This window comes from Saccharothrix carnea (genome assembly GCF_003014735.1).
In the GTDB taxonomy this organism is placed as follows: Bacteria; Actinomycetota; Actinomycetes; order Mycobacteriales; family Pseudonocardiaceae; genus Actinosynnema; species Actinosynnema carneum.
The window spans coordinates 143,442-167,937 of sequence record NZ_PYAX01000016.1; the positions used below are offsets into that span (position 1 = coordinate 143,442).

13 protein-coding genes and 1 pseudogene are annotated in these 24,496 nt (G+C 70.5%); 9 read left to right on the forward strand and 5 right to left on the reverse strand.

Features of this window, described 5'->3' with window-relative positions:
* Positions 1 to 31 precede the first annotated feature (31 nt).
* The 4 genes from B0I31_RS33680 to B0I31_RS33695 form a co-directional block, all read right to left on the reverse strand.
* Positions 32 to 694, reverse strand: coding sequence for a hypothetical protein (locus B0I31_RS33680; protein WP_106619437.1), 663 nt, complete (start codon positions 692 to 694; stop codon positions 32 to 34).
* Positions 691 to 4,158, reverse strand: a complete 3,468-nt coding sequence (locus tag B0I31_RS33685; protein ID WP_106619438.1) for a ThuA domain-containing protein — start codon at positions 4,156 to 4,158, stop codon at positions 691 to 693. The genes B0I31_RS33680 and B0I31_RS33685 overlap by 4 nt, the downstream gene beginning before the upstream one ends.
* Before the next feature lie 301 nt (positions 4,159 to 4,459).
* Positions 4,460 to 5,245: a FadR/GntR family transcriptional regulator gene (locus B0I31_RS33690; RefSeq protein WP_245950620.1), complete on the reverse strand. Its 786-nt coding sequence runs from the start codon at positions 5,243 to 5,245 to the stop codon at positions 4,460 to 4,462.
* A 157-nt stretch (positions 5,246 to 5,402) separates the two neighbouring features.
* Positions 5,403 to 8,261 carry a glycosyl hydrolase family 95 catalytic domain-containing protein gene (locus B0I31_RS33695; protein WP_106619439.1) on the reverse strand — a complete coding sequence of 953 codons (2,859 nt, stop codon included), beginning with the start codon at positions 8,259 to 8,261 and terminating at the stop codon, positions 5,403 to 5,405.
* Between the two features lie 427 nt (positions 8,262 to 8,688).
* On the opposite strand from B0I31_RS33695, the gene B0I31_RS33700 reads away from it, so the two are divergent.
* From B0I31_RS33700 to B0I31_RS33710, 3 genes and pseudogenes are all read left to right on the forward strand, one after another.
* Positions 8,689 to 11,484 (forward strand): PQQ-dependent sugar dehydrogenase, encoded by a 2,796-nt coding sequence (locus tag B0I31_RS33700; RefSeq protein ID WP_219910926.1) that lies wholly within the window; start codon positions 8,689 to 8,691, stop codon positions 11,482 to 11,484.
* Positions 11,485 to 11,506: 22 nt separating this feature from the next.
* A complete protein-coding gene (locus tag B0I31_RS33705; RefSeq protein WP_106619441.1) occupies positions 11,507 to 13,204 on the forward strand; it encodes a ThuA domain-containing protein in 1,698 nt (565 codons plus the stop codon).
* Positions 13,205 to 13,376: 172 nt separating this feature from the next.
* Positions 13,377 to 14,585, forward strand: a pseudogene (locus B0I31_RS33710) (RICIN domain-containing protein); the annotation flags it as partial.
* A 105-nt stretch (positions 14,586 to 14,690) separates the two neighbouring features.
* On the opposite strand, the gene B0I31_RS33715 reads toward B0I31_RS33710, so the two are convergent.
* The gene (locus B0I31_RS33715; protein ID WP_106619443.1) at positions 14,691 to 15,746 is read right to left on the reverse strand and encodes a LacI family DNA-binding transcriptional regulator; all 1,056 of its coding nucleotides are present in this window, start codon (positions 15,744 to 15,746) and stop codon (positions 14,691 to 14,693) included.
* Positions 15,747 to 16,021: 275 nt separating this feature from the next.
* On the opposite strand from B0I31_RS33715, the gene B0I31_RS33720 reads away from it, so the two are divergent.
* From B0I31_RS33720 to B0I31_RS33745, 6 genes are all read left to right on the forward strand, one after another.
* Positions 16,022 to 17,293 (forward strand): ABC transporter substrate-binding protein, encoded by a 1,272-nt coding sequence (locus B0I31_RS33720; RefSeq protein WP_106619444.1) that lies wholly within the window; start codon positions 16,022 to 16,024, stop codon positions 17,291 to 17,293.
* Between the two features lie 66 nt (positions 17,294 to 17,359).
* Complete coding sequence (locus B0I31_RS33725) at positions 17,360 to 18,238, forward strand: carbohydrate ABC transporter permease (protein WP_245950621.1); 879 nt, start codon at positions 17,360 to 17,362, stop codon at positions 18,236 to 18,238.
* Positions 18,238 to 19,065 (forward strand): carbohydrate ABC transporter permease, encoded by an 828-nt coding sequence (locus tag B0I31_RS33730; protein WP_106619446.1) that lies wholly within the window; start codon positions 18,238 to 18,240, stop codon positions 19,063 to 19,065. Before B0I31_RS33725 ends, B0I31_RS33730 begins: the two co-directional genes overlap by 1 nt.
* Position 19,066: 1 nt before the next feature.
* Complete coding sequence (locus tag B0I31_RS33735) at positions 19,067 to 20,257, forward strand: mandelate racemase/muconate lactonizing enzyme family protein (RefSeq protein WP_106619447.1); 1,191 nt, start codon at positions 19,067 to 19,069, stop codon at positions 20,255 to 20,257.
* A gap of 62 nt (positions 20,258 to 20,319) precedes the next feature.
* Positions 20,320 to 22,698 (forward strand): RICIN domain-containing protein, encoded by a 2,379-nt coding sequence (locus tag B0I31_RS33740; RefSeq protein WP_106619448.1) that lies wholly within the window; start codon positions 20,320 to 20,322, stop codon positions 22,696 to 22,698.
* Between the two features lie 251 nt (positions 22,699 to 22,949).
* Positions 22,950 to 24,065, forward strand: coding sequence for an RICIN domain-containing protein (locus tag B0I31_RS33745; protein ID WP_106619449.1), 1,116 nt, complete (start codon positions 22,950 to 22,952; stop codon positions 24,063 to 24,065).
* Positions 24,066 to 24,496: the final 431 nt, after the last annotated feature.

Consider the following 24,496-nt stretch of genomic DNA (forward strand, 5'->3'; position numbering starts at 1 on the left):
TCTGTCCGGTGTCGCTGGTGATGGGTGTCGGTCAGCCGCTGCCTTCGGGCGCCGTGTCGGCCGGGATGGTGCCGGCGTCCGGCCCGGAGGGCAGGTAGACGTGCACGTGCCCCTTGCCGGCGTCGACGCTGATCACGTCCAGCTGGAGCGCGGCGACCGACCAGGTGCGCAGTGCCAGCGTGCGTTGTGCGCCCGCCAGGGACAGCAGGTCACCGGCCGGCGGCGGGGCGGCGGTGACGGCGGCGGCGAAACCGTCGACCGCCGCGGCGAGCTGCTGGACGGCGGTGCGCATCCCGGTGCGGGCGACGTTCACGCCGTTGCCCGCGGACGGTGTCTCCGCATACCGCTCCACCTCCGCGGACACCACCTCGCGCCACCCACGCACCTCGTCGAGCGTGGGCGCGGTCGGCCGCGCGCCATCGTCCAGCGGAACGGCTCGGGCCATCGCCTCCAGCACCGGCGCCAGGCGGTCCCGCCCACCTCGCGCCAGCTCGATCAACGCACCGACCTGCTCGACGTCGCGCCGTGCTTCCTCGTCCTGCAACTCGGCGATCCGCCGCTGCGTCGCGTCCGGACCCGACGCCCACGAGACAGCGACGAACGCGGCGGCGAAGCCCAGCACGAACGTGGTGACCAGGGCGGTGACCGAGGTCCACGGGGAACGTGGCCGGGCAGCCGGTGGCCTCCTGCTCACAGCGTCCACCGCTGGTTGGTGCCGCCGTTGCAGGTCCAGATGATCAACTGGGTGCCGTCCGCCGAGCTGCCGCCGTTGGCGTCGAGGCACTTGGTGCCGTTGCGGATCGTGCCGTCCGACTGCACGGACCAGTTCTGGGCGGCGGAGCCGTTGCACGTCCACAGCTGCACCAACGCGCCGTCCGCGGTGCTGCCGCCTTGGACGTTGAGGCACTTGCCGAGCGCCTGGAGCGTCTGCCCGGTGCGGGTCCACGTCTGGTTGGTGCCGCCGTTGCAGGTCCACAGCTGGACCTTCGCGCCATCAGCGGCGCTGTTGCCGTTGACGTCGACGCACTTGCCGCCGATGCCCACGATGCGGCCGGTACCGCCGGTGCCGGGTGTGCCGACGCCCGGTCCGACGAACGTCAGCGAGTCGACGTCGAAGGAGTTGGCCGAACCGGTCCTGAACACCAGGAACAACTCCGTGGTGCCACCGGGGTTGGTGACGTTCACCGCGGGCGTGCCGGCGTAGTTGTCCCAGCCGCCGGTGCTCGGCACCGGGACCGTGGCGATCAGCGCACCGGTCGGCGAGCCGGCCCGCAGCTCGACCGTGCCGCCACCGCTCGGCGAGGACAGCCGCAGGGACACCTGGTTGACCCCGGTGAGGTTGTACGGGGTGAACGAGATCCAGTCGTTGTTGCCGATGTCGCCGATCCGCGCACCCGACTCCGCACCGGCCTGCGACACCACCCGCACACCGGAGGAACCGGTGAAGTACTCGGCCTGCTTGCGCTTGGGCTGCAGCAGCACCTTCCGGCTGCCGTCCAGCGCGGGCACACCGGTCGTGCCGTTGTCGGTGTACTTGCTCGCCGCCACCCAGAACGAGTTCAGCTCGGCGTGCGCGGTGTCGGTCTCCGCCCTGAACGTGCCGGTGCAGCCCGGGATCGGCGAGAGGTCGTGCCCGTGTTGGTCGTGGCCCAGTGCGGGGGTGGTGGTCACCCTGCCGCAGTCGACCGTGCCGTCCTCCGGATCGGTGACCGTGACGGTGTACGGGATCGTGTCGCCCCAGCCGAACACGCCGCCGTCCGGGATGCTCAAGTTCACCGTCGGCGCGGTGTTGCCCGAGGTCACGATCACGTTGGTCACGCCCGACTTCCCGCCGACGTCGGTGACGGTGAGCTTGGCGTTGAACTGGCCCCGGGCGGTGTAGGTGTGCGCAGGGTTGGCCTCGGTGGACGTGGTGCCGTCACCGAACTCCCACCGGTAGGTCACCGGGCCACCCTCCGGGTCACCGGAGCCGGCGCTGGAGAACCGCACCGTCAGGGGCGCCGGACCCGACGTAGGTGACGCCGTGGCGGTCGCGACGGGGCTGCGGTCGCCGCTGCGGTAGTCGATGCGGTAGAGCCCGGAGTCGGGGTTGTCCCGTCCGTAACCCGAGCCCCATTCGAGCAGGTACATCGCGCCGTCCGGGCCGAACTTCACGTCCAGCGGCGACTTGAAGCTCAGGTTCGACAGGAAGTCGTTGATCTTCAGCAGCTTCCCGTCCTGGCCGAGGCGGAACTCCCACATCCGGTTGCGCGACCACTCGCCGAAGAACGGCGTCTGGTCGAAGTAGGCCGGGAACTTGGTGGGCGACGGGTTGTTCGCGTCGTACTGGTAGATCGGGAACGCGCCGGGTGCCTCACCGCCCGCCGGGCTGCCCATCTCCGGGAACTTGTTGCCGTTCGCGCCGTTGCCGTACCAGACGTCCGCCTTGCGCGCGGCGGGCAGCTCGGTCAGGCCGGTGTTGTTGGGTGAGTTGTTCACCGGCCGGTCGCAGTTGAACTTCGCGCCCGACTGGCCGGTGGCGAAGTTGTAGTCGTTGAACGGGATGTTGTCGCCGATGCAGTACGGCCAGCCGTAGAAGCCCGGCGAGGAGATGATGTTCCACTCCACGGTGCCACCGGGGCCGCGGTTCGGGTTGTCGTTGGCCGCGTCCGGGCCGTAGTCGGCCGCGTAGACCACCCCCGTGGTCGGGTGCACAGAGAACCGGAACGGGTTGCGGAAGCCCATCGCATAGATCTCGGGCTTCGTCCGGGCCGTGCCGGGCGCGAACATGTTGCCCGCCGGGATCGTGTAGGCGCCGTTGGTCTCCGGGTGGATGCGCAGGATCTTGCCGCGCAGGTCGTTGGTGTTGGCGGAGGTGGCCTGCACGTCGTTGTTCGCCCAGCCCGGCCGCTCGTCGATCGGCGCGTAGCCGTCGGAGCGGTGCGGCTGGACGTCGTCACCGGTGCCGATGTAGAGGTTGCCGTTCGGGCCGAACGCGATGTACCCGCCGGTGTGGCCGGGCTCCGGCGCCTGCCGCGACGACGGCACCTTCATGACCACCCGCTCGCTGGCGATGTCCAGCGCGTCACCGTTCACGGTGAACCGGGAGACCCGCGCGATGTCCTCGCCGCCGCCCGCGGGGGAGTACATCAGGTAGATCCACCTGGTGGTGGCGAAGTTCGGGTCGAGCGCGAGACCGGTCAGGCCGTCCTCACCGCCGGTGTAGACGCTGAGCGTGGCCGCGGTGACCGTGGTCCGGGTGTCCGGCTTGTAGACCTTCACCTTGCCGCCGTACTCGGCGTAGAACACCCGGCCGTCCTTGGCGACGTCGAGCGCGGCGGGTCCGACCGTGTTGTCGTCCAGCGCGACCTTCTCGAAGCTGCTCCACACCGTGGGACCGCAGTCGGCCTGGACCTTGCCGCCCGCCGACTCGACGCCACCCCTGATGTGCTCGCGGAACAGCGGTTCCGAGTAGCTGGACGCCTGGTGGCCCATGGCGGTGGCCCACAGCCGACCGCCCTCGAAGTTGCGGCACCACGAGATCGGGTGGTCGTAGCCCATCCGGCTCGTGCCGGGGTCGTACGTCGTCTCGTCGGCGGTCACCAGCACGTGCGCGTTGCCGCGGACCGAGCGGGTGAAGTTGTACCACTCCTCGGTGCGCGTCCACCGGTCCGGCAGCGCCGTGCCGGACGGGTGCTTGCGGTCGGCGACCTTGGCGGTGCCGGACACGGTGGCCGAGTGCTGGGTCATGGTCGCGCCGAGCATCTGGTCCCACCACGGGAACTGCTGCTCGATGTTCATGTCGGTCGCGTTGTGGATGGCGACGAAGCCGCCACCGCCGCGCATGTACTTCTGCGCCGCCGCGCGTTGGGCGTCGTTGTCCCACACCATGCCGGAGGTCTGGAGCATGACGACCACGTCGAACGTGGCGAGCGCGGCGTCGTTGAAGATCGACGAGTCCTCGCTCTTGGTCAGCTCCCACTCGTGCTGCGCGGCCAGCTGCTCGAACATCGTGATCCCCGCGGGGATCGAGTCGTGTCGGTAGGCCCCGGCGGCGGTCTTGCTGAACAGCAGCACGTGGAAGCCCTCGGGGTGCGCGGGTGCGGGCGCGGACGCCAGTCCCATCAGCACCAGCGCGCAACCTGCGATCGAAAGAAGGCGCGCGAACCTGTGTCGCATGGCCACTCCTCTGGGGCACTCGAACGGCGACGGATTCGGACTACGCGGCGGCGGTGTGCGCGGTAGGGGTGTGCATCGGACTCATCCCGCGGGTCCGGCCCGGCCGTCGCGCTGAAGGCGGCGGCCTACCGCGCCATGGGCGGGAGGTGAGTACGTGGAGGTCGAGCCTGCGTGGCGCTCGGCGACACGCGCGGTGCGGAACGACTCGATGTCGTACAAAGACACGCTACTGCGCTGAGATTTGTAGCACACATTTCGGGAACGAGTCCAGACGCGCGAGCGCTGTCCGGGACCGTCCCGATCAGCCGAAGACGCGGCGCTGGATCTCGCTGCGGTAGTCCTGCAGGGTGTTGTCGATGTGGACGCCCGCGGCGTGCGCGGCGGCCTCCGGGTCGCCGTCGCGGATCGCGCGGTAGATCGCCAGGTGCTCCTCGACCGCCTCCGCCGCGTGCCCGCCGACGGTGCCGTGCAGGCCGATGGTGCTGGACTGGCGTTGCAGGCGGCGGGCCTCGCGCACCGCGGCGACCAGGAACTGGTTGTGCGACGCGGCGGCGACGGCCAGGTGGAAGTCGTCGTCGCCCTGGTCGAACAGCGCGACCTGCTCGGTCACGTGGCCCTGCCGGCAGGTCTCGGCCGCGTCGCCGATGGCGCGCAGCTCGGCCGGGGTCGCGTGGATCGCGGCCAGCCGGCTGGCCGCGGTCTCCTGCACGCGGCGGAACTCGAAGAGCATGTAGACGTGGTCGAGGTCGGTCGGCAGGAAGAACCCGCCCCACCGGGACGAGCCGAGCATGCCCTCGTCGTCGGCCACGTAGAGCCCGCGGCCCTTGTGCGCGCGCACCCGCCCGATCGCGGAGAGGATCTTGACGGCCTCGCGGACCACCGTCCGGCTGGTGCCCATCCGCGCGGCCAGCTCGTTCTCGGTCGGCATCCGGTCGCCCGGCCGCAGCTCCAACTCGGCGATGAGCTGCAGGATCTGCTCCGCCACCAGCTCGTAGCCCGGGCGGTAGGGGCCGGTCGCGCGGGTGGTGCCCGGCTGCCCGGGAGACGCGCCGGTCGGGTCCCCGGGCGCGAGTGCGCCATCCGTCAACGCCGCTCCTTCGTGACGGGTCGCCTGAAGACGACGGCTCAACACCGTCCGGACAGCTTACATCCGACCGGTCGGCCGCAGGAGCGCGGTGGCGGGTATGAGTACTACTCATCGGGGTGATGTGGTGGCCGGGTACCTCCCTCCCACGGGTCGGTGGTCAGCCGCGCTGGAGCTGGAAGCGCTGGTTGGGGCTGCCGGTGAGCGCCCACTGCGAGATGCGGGCACCATCGGTCGTGGCCGCGGACCAGACGTCCATCGCGAGCCCGCTCTGCTGGTTGACCAGGCTGATCACGCCCCCGCCGTGGTCGACCAGCCGCCACAGCTGGTTCGGGGTGCCGGCGTCGCGCTGCTGGGTGATGTCGGCGCCACTGGCCGTGCCCGCGACCTGGAGCACCAGGCCGCTGTGCCGTGCCCGGACCCGGTAGTTCTCGCCCGAGGGCAGGAAGTCGAACTGCTGGTTCTGGCCCGTCGTGGCCGACCACTGGACCAGGACGGCGCCGGCGGCCGTCGAAGCGCCGGTGACGTCGGCACGCTTGCCGCTGTGCTGCGCCACGAGGCGGTAGTGCACGCCCGGCTCGACCAGCGGCGGCCGTCCCTGGGACGTCACGCGGTAGGTGTGGCCGGCCTGCCCGGCGAACCGGACCACGTCGGGCTCGACCCGCTCCGGCTGGACCACGGCGCCACCGGTCTCGTCGCGCAGTTCGAACGCCCCTGCGAACACCCGGCTGCGCACCTTCACGACCCCGTCGCGATCAGGGGTGACGGACAGCTCGGTCGCCCAACCGCCGCTCCACGCGGCACCCACCGTGTACCCGCCCCGGCCCCGCAGCCCCGCCACCCGCCCGGTCGACCAGGCGGACGGCAGCGCGGGCAGCACGTGCAGCTCGCCGTTGTGGCTGTGCAGCAGCATCTCGGCGATGCCGGACGTGGCGCCGAAGTTGCCGTCGATCTGGAACGGCGGGTGCAGGTCGAACATGTTGGGCGCGAGCCTCGCCGGTGTCACCAGGGAGCGGATCAGGTCGTGCGCCCGGCCGCCCTCCTCCAGCCGCGCCCAGTAGTTGATCTTCCAGGCCAGTGACCAGCCGGTTCCGTCGTCGCCGCGCAGCTGGAGCGTCCGGCGGGCGGCCTCGAACAGCTGCGGCGTGCCGCGCTTGGTGATCTGGTTGCTCGGGTGCAGGCCGTACAGGTGGGAGACGTGCCGGTGGTTCGGCTCCGTCTCCACCCAGTCGTGCAGCCACTCCATGATGTTGCCGCGGGAGCCGATCCGCGTCGGCGCGAGCCGACCGCTCGTCGCCCGCAGGCGCGTCCGGAAGTCGGCGTCCACGCCCAGCACCTCCGAGGCGCGGGCGCAGCCCTCGAACAGGTCGCGCAGGATCTGCATGTCCATCGTCGGACCCGCGCACACGCTGGCGTTCGGGTGGTGCGGCAGTTCCGGCGAGTTCGACGGGTTCGTGACCAGCCACTTCAGCGTCGGTTCCTCGACCAGCGTGTCGAGGAAGAACTGGGCGGCGCCCTTCATCGCGGGGTAGTAGGACCGCAGGAACGCGACGTCGCCGGTGAACAGGTAGTGGTCCCAGATCATGGTGGCCAGCCACGCGCCGCCGGTCTGCCACATGCCCCACACCGCGCCGTCGACGACCGAGGAACCCCGCCACCCGTCCGTGTTGTGGTGGGTGACCCAGCCACCGGCGCCGTACTGCGCCCGCGCGGTGCGGGCACCGGTCACGGTCAGGTCGTCGATCATGCGGAACACCGGCTCGTGGCACTCGGACAGGTTGGTCGAGTCGGTCGGCCAGTAGTTCATCGGCAGGTTGGCGTTGAGCGTGTACTTCGAGTCCCACGACGGTGCCATCTGGTCGTTCCAGATGCCCTGGAGGTTGGCCGGTTGGGTACCGGGTCGCGACGACGCGATCAGCAGGTACCGGCCGTACTGGAAGAGCAGGGCGGAGAACTGCGGGTCGACGGTGCCGTTGTGCTGCGTGATGCGCACGTCGGTCGGCTGGTCCGCCGCGGCGGTGCGGCCGAGGTCGAGGGTGACGCGCCCGAACAACCGCTGGTAGTCGGCCACGTGCCGACTGCGCAGCACGTCGTACGCCAGGCCCTGCGCGCCGCTGAGCCGTCCCCGGGCGATGCCCTGGTAGTCGCCGCTCACGTTGCGGTAGTCGACGTAGCTGGTGCCGATCGAGATCAGCAGCGTCACGCTCGTGGCGTTGGACACCCGCAACGTGCCGCCGGAGCTGCTGGTGCTCCCGCCCTCGGCGACGGCCTTGGCCAGCGCGAGGAACCGGACGGAGCCCGCGATGCCCCGCTGGTCGCCCGACCGGCCGTCCAGCCCGATCGTCGTGCCGTCCGGGCTGGACAGCGTCGCCCGCTGCGGTGTGCCGAACGTCGCGGTGAACGAGATCGACCCCGGCGTCTCGGCCGTCAGGCGCACGGCGATCACCTGGTCCGGCGCGCTGGCGATCACCTCGCGCCGGTACCGCACGTTGTTCGCCGTGTAGGTCACCACCGTCGTCGCGGTGGTCAGGTCGAGCCACCGCTGGTAGCCGGTGACCGTGCCGGGGGAGGGGAAGGCGAGCCGGAGGTCGCCGACTGGCTGGTAGGCGAGCTGGCCCGCCGGGTTGCCCAGCATCGCCTGGTCGACGAGGGTCTGCGCCTGCGCCCACTGGTTGGCGAACACCAGCCGTCTGATCTCGGGCAGGGCGGCCGCACCGCGGGTGTTGGTGTAGTCGTGCGGCCCGCCCGCCCAGACCGTGTCCTCGTTGAGCTGCAACCGCTCCGCGTCGACGTTGCCGAAGACCATCGCGCCGAGGCGGCCGTTGCCGACCGGCAACGCGCGCAGCCAGTCCGTCCCGGCCTGCTCGTCGTACCACAGCGCGAGGTCGCCGACCGCGCGCACTTCCGGCGGCGCGGCCGACCCGGCACGGGCCGCCGCAGTCCACCCGGCCGGCGCGAGCACGGCACCGGCGCCCACCGCACCGAGCTTCATCAGTCGCCTTCGTGGCAAGTCCGTCATCGAAGCACCCTCCAAAGGGGACGGTCGTCGACGCGCCGGCGGTGTGGTGGGCGGAACCTCGCGACCGGAGCCTGCGGGCAACGTAGCCAGGGGCGATCGTGGCCGTCAATCACCCGGACCTGCTCAATGTGAACGCTAACATCTTTAGCACCGCGCTGACCTCATCGAACCCGGATTCGACGGGTGAGGCCGTTGCGATAGAGGTGAATTAGTTGTCCGCTGACTAGTTAGCGCTAACACTTTTAGCACCGACGAGCGTTGACGCCTCACGTCGCCGATGGTTACGGTGCCGAGCAGGCGCCGGTGTCGCGCGCCTTGCCGGTCCGCCCGTCGACGATGACGAGGAGACTCTTCGATGCGACGATACTTATTTGCCGCCGAGCGGATCAGAACCGGCAGAAAGTCCACAAAGGACAAAATCGGCACCGTGTCGGGCGCCGCCCTCCTCGTGGCCGCGAGCGTCGTCGCGACGGTGGTGGGCTCCTCGCCACCCGCCGCCGCCCACGCGGTCAACCCGGCCGACTTCCAGCAGGTCGAACTCGCGCGCGGGGTCGCCGAGATGGGCGAACCCATGACGCTCGCCGTGCTGCCGGACCGCTCGGTGCTGCACACCTCGCGCAACGGGACGGTGCGCCGCACCACGGCCGAAGGCGTCACCAGCGTGATCGGCACCGTGCCGGTCTACACCCACGACGAGGAAGGCCTGCAGGGCATCGGGGTGGACCCGGGCTTCACCACCAACCGGTTCATCTACCTGTTCTACGCACCACCGCTGTCCACCCCCGGCGGCGACGCACCGGCCACCGGCACGGACTTCTCGGCGTGGAAGGGGGTCAACCGGCTGTCCCGGTTCACCCTGAACGCCGACTTCACGCTCAACACGGCCAGCCAGGTGACCGTGCTGGAGGTCGCGACCGACCGGGGCATGTGCTGCCACGTCGGCGGTGACATCGACTTCGACGCGGCGGGCAACCTGTACCTGTCCACCGGTGACGACTCGAACCCGTTCGACTCGGCCGGCTACACCCCGATCGACGAGCGGACCAACCGCAACCCCACCTACGACGCGCAGCGCAGCGCGGGCAACACGAACGACCTGCGCGGCAAGGTGCTGCGGATCAAGGTGAACGCCGACGGCTCGTACTCGATCCCGCCCGGCAACCTGTTCCCGGTCGGCACCGCGGGCACCCGGCCGGAGATCTACGCGATGGGCTTGCGCAACCCGTTCCGCTTCAACGTGGACAAGCCGACCGGCGCGATCTACCTCGGCGAGTACGGCCCCGACGCGGGCACGAGCAGCAACACCCGCGGCCCCGCCGGCCTGGTGGAGTTCAACCGGATCACCTCGGCGGGCAACTTCGGCTGGCCCTACTGCGTCGGCTCGAACACCACCGCCGAGGCGTACGTGGACTACACGTTCCCGTCCGGGCCGTCCGGCAGCCGGTTCACCTGCGCCGCGCCGGTCAACAACTCGCCGCGCAACACGGGCCTGTCCACCCTGCCCGCCGCCAAGTCGGCGTGGATCAAGTACGACAACTGCTCGTTCGCGGCGTTCGGCTGCGGTTCTGAGTCGCCGATGGCCGCGCCGGTGTACCGGTACGACGCGGCCAACCCGTCGTCGGTCAAGTTCCCGGCCGCGCTGGACGGGCACGTGTTCGCCACCGAGTTCGGCCGGCGCTGGATCAAGGTCATCGACGTCAACGCGGACGGCTCGGCCGGGCAGGTCAACGACTTCCCGTGGCGCGGCACGCAGGTCATGGACGCGACGTTCGGCCCGGACGGCGCCCTCTACGTGCTGGACTACGGCACCGGTTGGGGCAGTGGTGACGCCAGCTCCGCCCTCTACCGCATCGAGTACAACCCCGCCGGGAACAGGGCGCCGACCGCGCGTGCCGCCGCCGACCGCACCTCCGGCGCCGCTCCGCTGACGGTGAACTTCTCGTCGGCGGGCTCCTCGGACCCCGAGAACGGCGCGCTGACCTACCACTGGAACTTCGGTGACGGCACCACGTCGACGGCGGCCAACCCCAGCCGCACCTACAACGCCAACGGCCAGTACTCGGTGACGCTCACCGTGACCGATCCCGGCGGGCGCTCGGGTTCGGCGGGCGTGTCCATCTCGGTCGGCAACACGCCTCCCACGGTCAGGATCGACACACCGGCCAACGGCACCCTGTTCAGCTTCGGTGACACCGTGCCGTACACGATCACGGCGTCGGACCGGGAGGACGGCACGATCGACTGCGCCCGGGTGAAGCTGAGCTACGTGCTCGGCCACGACAGCCACGGCCACCCGATCACCACGCAGACCGGCTGCTCGGGCACGTTGCAGATCCCGGTGGACGGTGAGCACGACACGGCGGCGAACCTGTTCGCGGTGTTCGACGCCGAGTACACCGACCTCGGCGCCAACGGCCAGCCGCCGGTGACCACGCACACGCAGCACGTGCTCCAGTTGCGGCACCGCCAAGCCGAGCACTACTCGACGCAGTCCGGCACCGGCCTCTACGACAAGGCGACCGCCGAGGGCGGCCGGACTGTCGGCGACATCCAGAACGGCGACTGGATCGCGTTCGAGCCGTACGCGCTGGGCGGCACCAACAGGTTCACCGCCCGGGTGTCGTCGGCGGGCGCCGGTGGCACGCTGTCCGTGCGGACCGGGTCACCGACCGGGCCGGTGCTCGGCACGGTGACCGTGCCGGTGACCGGCGGGTGGGAGACCTTCACCGACGTGTCGACCACCCTGGCGAACGTGCCGACCGGCACCGTCACGCTCTACCTCACCTTCGCCGGCGGCACGGGCACCCTCTTCGACGTCGACGCGTACACGTTCGGCACCTCCGCGGGCACCCGGACCGGGCCGATCGTCGGCGTCTCGGGCAAGTGCGTGGACGTCAACGCCGGCGCCACGGCCGATGGCACGAAGGTGCAGCTGTGGACGTGCAACAGCGGCGCGAACCAGCGCTGGACGGTGAGCGGGTCGACGTTGCGGGCGCTGGACAAGTGCCTGGACGCGGCCGGCACCGCGGACGGCGCCCTGGTGCGGCTGTGGACGTGCCACGGCGGCGCCGGGCAGAACTGGACCGCCGGTGCCAACGGGTCGCTGGTCAACTCCCAGTCGGGCAAGTGCCTGGACGCCAACGGCGGCAGTTCGGCCGATGGCACCCAGTTGATCCTCTGGAGCTGCCACGGCGGCACCAACCAACGGTGGACCCTGCCCTGACCAACCGCGAGGACGGCGAACGATGAGACGCTCACTGACCCGACGCGTGATCGGCCTGACCGCGGCCGCGATCACCGCCGCCGCGCTCAACCCCGGTCCACCGGCCGTCGCCGCCGACGTGCCGTACGACGTGCTGGTGTTCTCCAAGACCGCGGGCTTCCGCCACGACGCGATCCCGGCGGGCATCCAGCTGGTCCGGGACCTGGGGGCGGCCAACAGCTTCACGGTCACCACCACCGAGGACTCCGCCCACTTCACCACCGCCAACCTGGCCCGGTACGAAGCCGTGGTCTTCCTCAACACCACCGGTGACGTGCTCAACGCGACCCAGCAGACGGCGTTCGAGTCCTACGTCCGGGGCGGGGGAGGGTACGTCGGCGTGCACTCGGCGTCCGACACCGAGTACGACTGGCCGTTCTACGGCGAGCTGGTCGGCACGTACTTCACCTCGCACCCGGCCATCCAGCAGGCCACGGTCCGGGTCGAGAACCGGGCGCACGCGGCCACCGCGCACCTGGCCCCGGCGTGGACCAGGACCGACGAGTGGTACAACTTCCGCGGCAACGTCCGCTCCACGGCCCGGGTCCTGGCCACCTTGGACGAGTCGACCTACAGCGGCGGCTCGATGGGCGCCGACCACCCGCACACCTGGTGCAAGACCGTCCAGGGCGGGCGCTCGTTCTACACCGGCAGCGGCCACACGCAGGCGAGCTACGCCGAGCCGGGGTTCCGCGCCCTGATCCTCGGCGGCATCCGGTACGCGGCCAACCGCACCAAGGCCGACTGCCGACCCGAGACCGGCTACACCGCGCTGTACAACGGCGCCACGACCGGCTGGTCGCAGGCCGGACCGGGCGGTTTCACCAACGGCGACGGCACGCTGACCTCGTTCGGCGGCCTGGGCATGCTCTGGCACAGCGCGCGCGAGTACCGCTCGTACTCGCTCAAGCTGGACTGGCGGGCGGCGGGTGACGACAACTCCGGCGTCCTCGTCGGCTTCCCGGCGAGCTCCGACCCGAACTCCGCGATGGCCAACGGCTACGAGGTGCAGATCGACGCCACCGACACCGCGGACAGGACCACCGGCGCGGTCTACGGCGTGAAAGCCGCCGACCAGGCCGCCCGTGACGCCGCGCTCAACCCGCCGGGCGAGTGGAACACCTTCGAGCTGCTGGTCGAAGGCGAGCGCCTGCGGGTGTTCCTCAACGGCGTGCAGGTCAACGACTTCACCAACACCGACCCGGCGCGGTCGTTGACCTCCGGGCACATCGGCCTGCAGAACCACGGCGACGGCGACGACGTGTCGTTCCGCCACGTCCGGATCAAGGAACTCGGTGGCACGACCCCGCGCACCGGCCCGATCGTCGCCGCCTCGGGCAAGTGCGTGGACGTCAACGGCGGCGGTACGGCCGATGGCACGAAGGTGCAGCTGTGGACGTGCAACAGCGGTGCGAACCAGCGCTGGACGGTGAGCGGGTCGACGGTGAAGGCACTCGACAGGTGCCTGGACGCGGCCGGTACCGCGAACGGCGCGGCCGTGCGGCTGTGGACGTGCCACGGCGGTGGCGGTCAGAACTGGACCGCGGGCGCCAACGGGTCGTTGGTGAACCCGCAGTCGGGCAAGTGCCTGGACGCCAACGGCGGCAGCTCCGCCGATGGCACCCAGTTGATCGTCTGGAGCTGCCACGGCGGCACCAACCAGCGGTGGACCCTGCCTTGAACCGAAGGAGTGCTCGATGACAACCAGCGGTGAGGCCTCCGCCTCCACCCAGACCCGAGGGCGACGACCGGTGACGGCCGCGGTGGCGGCCGTGGTCCTCGTGGCCGGTGCCATCACGGCGGTCAACGCGGTGCCGGCCGCCGCGGCGACGGTCGACCCGGCCGCGTGGTACGTGCTGGTCAACCGCCACAGCGGCAAGGCGCTCGACCTGGCGGGCTCGGCGACCAACGACGGCGCCCGGGTCACCCAGTGGTCACGCCACGACGCGGCCAACCAGCAGTGGCAGTTCGTGGACTCCGGCGGTGGCTACTACCGGATCCGGTCACGCCACTCCGGCAAGGTCCTCGACGTGCCCGGCTCGTCCACCGCCGATGGTGCCGCGATCCAGCAGTGGGCCGACCACGGCGGCACCAACCAGCAGTTCCGGCTGGCCGACTCGGACGGCGGCCACGTGCGGCTGATCGCCCGCCACAGCAACAAAGCGGTGGAGGTGCAGGGCGCGTCCACCGCGGACAACGCCAACGTCGTCCAGTACTCCGACACGGGCGGGAACAACCAGCAGTGGGCGTTGGCCAAGGTGGGCGGCGACCCCGGCGGCGGCACCGGCTGCGGCAAGACCCCGACGCTGCGCAGCGGCACGCACACGATCCAGAGCGGCGGCAAGAGCCGCAGCTTCATCCTGCGCGTGCCCGACGGCTACAGCAACACCCGGCCCTACCGGTTGATCTTCGGGTTCCACTGGCGCGGCGGCACCATGAACGACGTGTCGTCCGGCGGGACCAGCGGCACCGCGTGGTCGTACTACGGCATGCAGGAGCAGTCGAACAACAGCGCGATCCTGGTGGCGCCGCAGGGCCTGGGCAACGGGTGGGCCAACTCCGGCGGCGAGGACGTCACGTTCGTGGACGACATGATCCGGCGGATCGAAGCCGACCTGTGCGTCGACCCGAAGCTGCGCTTCGCGATGGGCTTCAGCTACGGCGGCGGGATGAGCTACGCGCTCGCGTGCGCCAGGGCGACGGTGTTCCGCGCGGTGGTGGTCTACGCCGGGGCGCAGCTGAGCGGGTGCTCGGGCGGGAGCCAGCCGATCGCGTACTTCGGCCTGCACGGCCTCTCGGACAACGTGCTCAACATCTCGATGGGGCGGTCGCTGCGCGATCGGTTCGTGGCGAACAACGGCTGCACGCCGCAGAGCCCGCGTGAGCCCGCGTCGGGCAGCATGACCCACGTGACCACGACGTACTCGTGCCGAGCGGGTTACCCGGTGCAGTGGGCGGCGTTCGACAACGGCCACATGCCCGGACCGGTCGACGGCACGTACGCCGAGAGCGGTGTCCGGACCTGGACCAAGGGCGAGGCCTGGCGGTTCATCTCGCAGTTCTGACCGGCACCGGCATTGCCGGCCTGGGGTTCCCGCCCATCACCCGGGCGGGAACCCTCCAGGCTTCCCGGTGGGTGATCACGTTCCAGCGAGAGGCCGCCGCGGTCATCGGGGTGGTGCGACGGAATCACGGTCGCGGACGGGCATCGGGACGTAGTGGCGCCTGCCCCGCTCGGACCGACCCGCGTCGCGCTGTCCGACCTCGGCGACGAGCAGGTCCACCGCCTTCGCGCCGAGTTCGTGGTGCGGCAGGGCGACGGTGGTGAGACCGGGTCGCAGCCACGCGGCCACCGGGTGGTCGTCGAACGAGACCACGGAAACGTCGTCCGGCACGGTGAGACCGGCGTCCTGCAACGCCTGGTACGCGCCGAACGCGAGCCGGTCGTCCAGGCAGATCAACGCGCGGGGGCGGGTCGTGCCCAGCAGCTCGCGCGTGGCGTCGAAACCGTGCTCCGGCAGCCACCACCGGCACGGCCGGCCGCTCTCCACCTCGACGCCCACCTCGCCCAGCTCCCGGCGGATACCGGTGAGCCGGTCGACCACCGAGGACCGCCCCGGCGGGACGTCGTGCCCGTCCGCGTCGGCGCCGATGACGTGGATGCCCTCGCCGTGGCCCGCGTCGAGGAGCAGGCGTGCGGCGGACCGTCCACCTCGGACTTCGTCGGGCAGGACGGACAGCAGCGGTGACGGTTCCCGGGGCACCGCGTTGAGCAGCACCGCGGGCCCGGCGGCGAGCCCGGGCGGCACGCTGATCGTCCGGGTGTGCGCGCAGGCCAGCACGATGCCGTCGACGGGGTACCCGCGCATCGCCTCGATCAACGTGCGCTCCAGGCCCGCGTCGCCCTCGGTCTCACCGGACAGCAACGTCACGCCGTGCCGGCGGGCCGCGCCGTGCGCACCCGCGACCAGGTCGCCGGCGAGCCGTGAGCCGGCGACCGAATCGGACACGAAGGCGATCGTCCGCGTCGCCGCCCCACCGTGCCCCGACGAGGCCCGGTTGCGGCGGTACTCCATCTCGATCGCGGCCTCGCGGACCCGCCGCTGCACCGCCTCGGAGATCCGCAGGTCCGGGCCGCGCCCCGACAGCACCAGGGACACGGTGGTCTGCGAGACGCCGACCACCTTCGCGACATCGGCCAACGTGACCCGTCGTGTGCGCAACGTCGACCTCCCGTCGGCTCATGAGCCTCGGTCCGGCGAGCAGGATCCCACGTTGATGAGTCGTACTCATCGGTACGGTGGTTCTCGCCACCCATCACAGCTCTTCTGTTGCTACGGCGTCAAGGGGAAGCTGAGACTTGGCGCGGTCGACCGCAGTAAGTACGACTCATCATTCCCAGTCGGGCCTCGGATCAGTATGCTGCGAGGTGGTTTCGTCGGCGCAACCACGCCGAGCGGGTGGATCACCCGGTCGCCGTCTGAAGAAGTGAGCAGCGATGAGGCAGCGCACACTGTGGTCGGCCGTCCTGGTCCTCGGGTTGGCGTTGAGCGCCGGCTGTGGCAGCGCGGGGGTGTCCGGTTCCCCGCCCGGCGGTTCGGGCGACAAACTCGTCGTCTGGGACTGGAAGTCCGGCGATCCCAGTGCGGCGGCCTACCTGGAGAAGGCGCGAGCGGACTTCGCCAAGAGCCACCCCGGTGTCGAGGTCGAGTTCGTCGCGCAACCGTTCGACCAGTACTACACGCTGCTCGGCGCGGCGATCCAGGCGGGCAAGGGCCCCGACGTCATCCTGTTCAACGGCGGCGGTCAGCTCCGCGACCGGGTCGACTCCCTCCTCCCGCTGGACACCTACGTCGCGGCGGACCGGGAGCGGCTGGCCGGGTGGGACGCGTTCGCGCACGGCGGCAAGACCTACGCGTCACCCGTGACGCTGCAAGGACATCCTTGGTACTACAACAAGTCGCTGTACGAGCAGGCCGGGCTCGACCCCGACGCGCCTGCCGGGACGTGGGACGAGTTCGTCGAGGACTGCGGCGTCATCGCCGACAGGACGGGCGCGAAGTGCTTCGCCGTGGGCAACAAGGAAGGCATCGGCATCCAGTTCTTCCTGTCCGCCACGGGATCGGCGGTGCTGGCGCCCGACGAGTACGACCGGTGGATCGCGGGCGAGCGGGACTGGACCTCGCCGGGCGTGAAGCGGATCTTCGAGCTGTGGCGGCAGGTCGAGGCCGCCGGGCTGAACAACGACGGGGTGAACTCGACCGCGATGTTCAACGACGCGTTCGCGGTCTTCCAGTCGGGCAAGGCAGCGCACGTCATCGGCCTGATGTCGGATGTCGGGCACTGGAAGGACTTCGCCGAGTTCCTCGAACCCGACGACGTCGGCGTCATGGCGGCGCCGGTCGTCGTACCCGGGGTGACACCGAGCCTGCCGTACGACGGCGGCATCGGTTACGGGGTCGCCAAGTGGACGCGTGACCCGGAGGTGGCGGCCGACCTGGTGCGGTCGCTGACGTCGACCGAGGCGTTGCGGGCCTTCCACGCGGACGCGGGCGCGATCGCGTCCGACACCACCGTCGACGTCTCCGCCGGCGGCCCGGCCGTCACCGCGATCTCCTCGGGGCTCCGGACCGGCAAGCCCGCGCTGCACGTGGCGCTGCCCAGCAAGACGGTCGACCTGATGGGACGCCTCTCGCAGCAGCTGCTCAGCGGCTCGGTCACCGTGGACGAGGCCGTAGCGCAGTTGGCCGCCTCCGACGAGGCGAGCTGACCCGTGCCGCCCGGAGCCGCACCGACCCCGGTCCGTCCCGCGCCGACACCTCAGCCGTTGGGCGCGGTGGCACGCCGTCGCGGGCCGCGGACCGAGTTGCTGGCGCCGTTCGTCCTGGTCGCGCCCGCCGTGCTGATCATCGTCGGGCTGCGGCTGTGGCCGCTGGTGCTCGGGATCAACTTCTCCTTCACCGGTGACGGCGACCGCAACGGCATGCCGGTCGGCCTGGACAACTACGTGACGCTGCTCGGCGACCCGCTGTTCCGCACCGCGTTGCGCAACGTCGGCCTGCTGGTGCTGCTGCTCCCGGTCGCCGTGGCGATCCCGGGGCTGCTGGCCACGTTCATCTACCTGCGGACACCGGGGCACCGGGTGTACCGGGCCGTCTACTTCTTCCCGGCGGTGCTCTCCCCGGTCATCGTCGGGGCGATCTTCAACCTGCTGCTGGCCTACGACGGACCGTTCAACGAAGTCCTCGCGGTGGTGGGCCTCGGGCCGGTGGACTGGCTCGGCGATCCCGACGTGGCGATCTTCGCGGTCGCCGGGGTGCACGTCTGGGCGACGTTCGGCATGGCGCTGGTGGTGTTCCTGGCCGGTTTCGCCAACCTCGACCCGTCGCTGCTGGACGCGGCCCGGGTGGACGGCGCGTCGCTGCCGCAGTCCATCCGGCACGTGATCGTGCCGGGCCTGACCCGCACGATCCAGTTCGTCTTCGTCACCACCATGATCGGGCTGCTGACCTCGATGTTCGGCCTGCTGTTCGTGATGACCGGCGGCGGGCCGGAGGCGTCCACCTACCTGCCCGAGTACTACATCTGGGTCCAGCAGGGGCAGTTCAACCAGCCCGCGCTCGCGTCCGCGGCCTCCACGGCGCTGTTCCTGATCATGCTGCTGGTGGGGCTGGCCCAGATCGGCGTGCTGCGGCGTGCGGGCCGGGAGGGCTGATGGCCGGCAGGCGGTGGACGAGGTGGGTCGTCGCGATCCCGATGGCCGCGCTCGCGCTGGCGACGGTCTACCCCCTGGTGTTCACCGCCAACGTCGCGATGAAGACGCGGCGCGAGTACGTGCTCGACCGGTTCTCGCTGTCGGATGCGCCGCGGTGGGACAACATCGCGTCGGCGTGGACGAGCGTCGGCATGTCGCGGTACTTCCTGAACTCGGCGGTCGTGGTGACGTGCTCGGTCGCGTTGCTGCTGCTGTTCGGGTCGATGGCCGGGTTCGCGCTGGCCCGGCTGCGGTTCCGCGGCTCGTCGGCGCTGTACCTGGGTTTCCTGGCGGCGTTGTTCATCCCGTTCCAGGTCATCATGGTCCCGCTCACCCGGGTCCTGGCCGGCACCGGCCTCGTGGACACCTATCCCGGGCTGGTCCTCGCGTACGTGGCGCAGTTCCTGCCGTTCACCGTCTTCCTGATGACCAGCTACTACTCGACGGTACCCGCCGAAGTGGTCGACGCGGCCCGGATCGACGGGAACACGGCGTTCGGCGTCTACTGGCGGATCATGCTCCCGATGGGCGTGCCCGCGCTGATCTCGGTCGGCGTCCTCAACGCCCTGTTCTGCTGGAACGACGTGCTCATCGCCCTGCTCGTGATGCCGTCCGCGGAACACCGCACGCTCATGGTCGGGGTCACCTCGCTGCGGGGCCAGTACTCCGACGACATCCCCGTCTTCGCGTCCGGCGTGCTGGTCGCCGCGGTGCCCGTCCTCGTCGTCTACCTGTTCCTGCAGCGCCAGATCGCCGATGGCGTCAGCGCCGGAGCCACGAAGGGCTGATATGCGCATCACCGGTTATCGGACCCTCACCACCGTCCAGGACTGGGGCAGGCCGGTCGGCGACGCCAACGGCGTCTTCGCCGACGGCGTGGTCCGGGTGCCGATCGTCGTGGTGGAGACCGACGTCGGCCTCACCGGCGTCGGTCTCGGGCCGCACGTGGAGATCGAGTCGGTGTTCGCCGCCCTCGACGGCGAGGACCCGCGCGGCGTCACCGCCCTCTACGACCGGATGCTGCGCCAGGTGTTCAAGGCGGGCCACGCGGGCGCGGTGTTCGGCACCATCGGGGCCCTCGACACCGCGTTGTGGGACATCAAGGCGCAGGCCGCCGGTGAACCGCTGTGGCGGTTGCTCGGCGGGCGCGACCGCCGCGTGCCCGCCTACGCCTCCGGCCTGGACATCGGGCTGGGCGACGACGAGCTCGTGGCGGCGTACGAGACCTACGCCGCGCGTGGGCTGCGTGCGGCGAAGATCAAGGGAGGTCTCGACGTCGAGCGGGACCGGGACCGCCTCATCCTGGTGCGCGACGTGCTCACCGCCGCCGGTCGCGGTGCCCGGCCGGGGCTGATGCTCGACGTCAACGAGGCACTGACCCGCAAGCAGGCCGTGCGCCACGTCGGCGAGCTGGAGCGGACGCTCGACCTGATCTGGGTCGAGGAGCCGGTCCGGCGGTGGGACGCGGAAGGGCACGCGGCCGTCAGCCGAGGGGTCCGGGCGTCGGTCGCCAGCGGGGAGAACCTCACCGGGCTCGAGCAGTACCGCCCGCTGCTCGCGGCGGGCGCGGTCGACGTCGTGCAGGCCGGTGCGGGCTGGGGCGTGACCCACTTCCTGCGGGTCGCGGCCCTCGCCCACGCGCACGACCTGCCCGTCAGCCCCATCGGCAACACCCCGATCGGGTTGCTGCACGCGGCGACGTCGGTGCCGAACCACCTGGTCAGCGAGCTGCAGGAACTGCGGCCGCCGTCCGGCGTCGCGATCGACCTCCGGATCGAGGACGGTGCGTTCGTGCTGGGTGACACCCCGGGGCTGGGCCTGCGCGTCGACGAGGAGGCGATCACGGCGTCCCGGTCCCGGCTCGCCGCACCGACCGCCGACGGCCCCCACATCCGGCCCGAACGCGCCGGGCAGCGCCTGCTGGCCGTGGGGCCGGGCGCCGCCGTCCCACCCGATCACCTGAACCCGCTGCCGTCCTGATCGACGCGGCCACGCGATCCCGACCGGCCGCCGCACACCACACCCCATGCCAGGAGGTCCCCTTGTTCGCGTCCTCGTCCCCCGCGGTGCGAAGGTCGGTGTCGGCCGGTGCCGCTGCCGCGGTGCTGGCGGCGGTGGTGACCCTCGCCCCGACCGCGCACGCCGCCACCACGACCCTCTACGCGTCACCCTCCGGTACCGGTACGAGTTGTTCCGCCACCCAGCCGTGCTCGCTGCCCGCCGCGCAGGCCGCGGTGCGGTCGCAGGCCGGTGCCATGTCCGGTGACATCGTCGTCCAGTTGGCGGACGGCGTGTACCGGCTGTCCGAACCGCTGCGGCTGACCGCGGCGGACTCCGGCACCAACGGCTACCGCGTGCTGTGGCAGGCGGCGCCGTCCGCGCGTCCGGTCGTCAGCGGCGCCCGTGCGGTCGCCGGCTGGTCGCTCGTCGACTCCGGGAGGAACATCTGGCGCGCGAACGTGCCCACCGGGATCGACTCCCGGCAGCTGTACGTCAACGGCGCGGTCGCGACGCGGGCGCGCACGCAGGTGAACCGGGCCGACTTCACGTTCACCGCCACCGGCATGAGGTTCTCCAACTCCGCGCTGGGCTACCTGAACAACCTGGCCAACCAGAACCGGGTCGAGGTGGAGAGCGTCAACTCCTTCACCGACCGGTACTCGCCGGTGCAGAGCATCAGCGGGAACTTCCTCACGATGCAGCAACCCGCCTGGAACAACAACACGTTCGGCTACGACACGCTCAGCCAGCCGCACCGGGCCGGTCCCTTCTACCTGGCCAACGCCTACGAGTTCCTGGACTCGCCGGGGGAGTGGTACCTCAACCCCGGGACGGGCGCGTTGTCCTACATCCCGCTGGCGGGGCAGAACATGAGCACCGTGAGCGTGGAGCTGCCGGTGCTGCAGTCGTTGGTCAACGTGGGTGGCACCTATGACGCGCCCGCGCACCACATCTCGTTCAGCGGCATCACGTTCACCGGCACGAGCTGGCTGGGGCCCAGCAGCAACCAGGGGTACGCCGACCAGCAGACCGGCGCGTACATGGCGGGCAACTGGAACTGGCCCGCCGACCGGATCACGTCGTGCCAGAACGGGTGCGCCCAGTTCGAGGCCGTTCGACCGCACTGGTCGCAGATGCCCGCGGCCGTGCAGGTCTCCGCCGCCAACAACATCACGTTCAGCGAGTCGCAGTTCGTCAACCTGGGCCAGACGGCCATCGGCATCGGCAACGACGCCAACGCCCACGCCAGCGGGGTCGGCCTGGGCGCGAGCAACATCACGGTCACCAGGTCCGAGATCGCCCGCAGCTCGGCCGGTGGCGTCGTGGTCGGCGGCGTGCGCGCCGACGCGCACCACCCGAGCGACCAGCGGATGGTCAACCGGGACATCACCATCAGCCACAACCGCATCCACGACCTCGGCATCGAGTACCGGGGCAACGTCTCGGTGCTCAACACCTACGTCAGCACCGCCACCGTGGCGCACAACGAGGTCTACAACATGCCGTACTCGGGCATGTCGATCGGCTACGGCTGGGGCGCCAACGACGCGGGCGGCAGCAACCACTACGCCAACCGCGGCCTGTACAACTACCAGCCGCGCTACACGACACCCACCACCGCGTCCAACAACCGGCTGATCAACAACTACATCCACGACGTCATGCAGCAGATGAACGACGGCGGCTGCATCTACACCCTGGCGTGGAACCCGAACGCGATGATCAGCGGGAACCACTGCCTGCGCACCAACGGCCACTTCGGCGTCTACTTCGACGAGGGCTCCCGCTACTACACGGTGACGAACAACGTGTTCTCCTCCACCGGGGTCTGGGCCACCGCCAACTACTGGGGCGGCGAGAACATGGGCAACTGGACCGTCACCAACAACTGGTCGACCAACAACAGCACCAACGTGACCAACGGCGACCGCGGCAACGTGGTGTCCGGCAACGTCACGGTCACCGGGGGCAACTGGCCGTCCGGCGCGCAGGCGGTGATGGCCAACGCCGGTCCCGGCGGCAGCACGAGCGGCCCGCAGAACGCCATGCTCGTGGGCGCCCAGTCGGGCCGCTGCGTCGAGGTCGCCGCCGGGAGCGCGAACGGCGCCCAGGCGCGGCTCTGGGACTGCAACGGCGGAGCCAACCAGCGCTGGACCTACACCGCGGGCAAGCAGCTCATGGTGAACGGCAAGTGCTTGGACGCCAACGGCCGGGGCACCACCAACGGCACCGCGGCGATCATCTGGGACTGCAACGGCCAGCCGAACCAGCAGTGGAACGTCAACGCCAACGGCACCATCACCGGCGTGCAGTCAGGGTTGTGCGTGGACGCCAGCGGCAACGGGACCGCCAACGGCACCCTGATCCACCTCTGGTCGTGCCACGGCGGTACGAACCAGCAGTGGGGCGTGCGCGCCTGAGCCCCGCCGCGGGGGCCGGCACCCGTCCGGCCTCCGCGCGGTTGGGCCGAACGCTGTCTCAACAGCGCGATGTGAACGCTAACGTCGTGCGTGTCTTGACATGGTTCTCCGGTCGTATTCAGACTCCATCGTGCACGGTCGTCCAGTGTGGGGCGCGGAATGTGAACGCGAACAACCGCTACCCCGGCGACGGCGGTGGGCGCCCTCGCGACTTCCGCGCCGGCGCTGATGACGTCCGATATGGAGAACACATGCGACCACGCTTCCCCCGACTCGCCGCCGTGACCGCGGCTCTCGTCACCGCCGCGCTGCTGACGGCCGCCCCCGGCCCCGCCTCCGCCGAGTCCAACGGCGGTGTGCGGGTCATGCCGCTGGGCGACTCCATCACCGAGGGGACGCAGGTGCCCGGCGGTTACCGGATCGGGCTGTGGCAGCGGTTCGGGACCGGCAACTACCGGGTGGACTTCGTCGGTTCCCAGTTCAACGGTCCGGCCTCGCTCGGCGACCACGACCACCAGGGCCACCCGGGTTGGCGCATCGACCAGATCGACGCCAACGTCGTCACCTGGCTGCGGAACACGAACCCGCGCACGGTGCTGCTGCACATCGGCACCAACGACATCCTGCAGAACTACAACGTCGCCAACGCACCCGCCCGCCTGTCGGCCCTGATCGACCGCATCACCGCGACCGCGCCGAACGCGGACGTGTTCGTCGCGACGATCATCCCGCTCGCCAACGCCGGCCAGGCAGCCGCGGCCAGGACCTACAACGCCGCGATCCCCGGCATCGTGCAGGGCAAGGTGAACGCGGGCAAGCGGGTGCGCCTGGTGGACATGCACTCCGCCCTGACCACGGCCGACCTGATCGACGGCGTCCACCCCACCGCCACCGGCTACGACAAGATGGCCGCGACCTGGTACACCGCTCTGCGCGCCGTGCCCGGGAGCATCGGTGATCCGGTCACCTCGTCGGGCAGGCAGGTCGTCGGCGTACCTTCGGGCCGTTGCCTGGACTTGCCGGGCTCGTCGACCACGAACGGCACGCAGCTGCAACTGTGGGACTGCCACCGCCAACCGAACCAGTCGTGGACGCACAACTCGTCGCGGCAGTTGGTGGTTCTGGGCACCAAGTGCCTGGACGCCTACGGCCGGGGTACGACGAACGGCACCCAGGTGGTGACGTGGGACTGCCACGGTGACACCAACCAGCAGTGGAACGTGAACGCCAACGGCACGATCACCAACGTGCTGTCCGGTTTGTGCTTGGACGCGTACAACTTCGGTACCGGCAACGGCACCAAGCTGGTCCTGTGGGCGTGCACCGGCCAGCCCAACCAGCAGTGGACGATGCGCGTTCCGGTGTGAGAAGCCTTGAAAGCTTGAAAGCCCTGAAAAGCCTTGAAAAGCGTCCTCGCCGGACGGGCAGATCAGCAGGATGACCCCAACTGCGCCTGGATGTCCTGTTGGGTTGTGGGTCCGGGTTTCGTGTCATCCCACCGACCTCCCTCCGGGTTACCACACGTGTCAAGGGCGGCGCGCGGTCCCAGTTGACGCCGCGGGCAGAGGTGGACGCGCCGCCCTTGACACGTGCGGTAAGGCTTCGCCAGGTCGGCGGGATGACACGAAGCCCTCCTTTGGGAAGAAGGACGTGCCCAGTGGACGGTCCGGTGCTCGCCGGCGGGCGCGGGGTCGGGCGGCGCCGGGGCGTGTGCGGCTGCGATGCACTTCGACTTTCTCAAGGTAGGGGTTCGTGTCATCCCGCCGACCTGGCGTAGCCCTACCGCACGTGTCAAGAG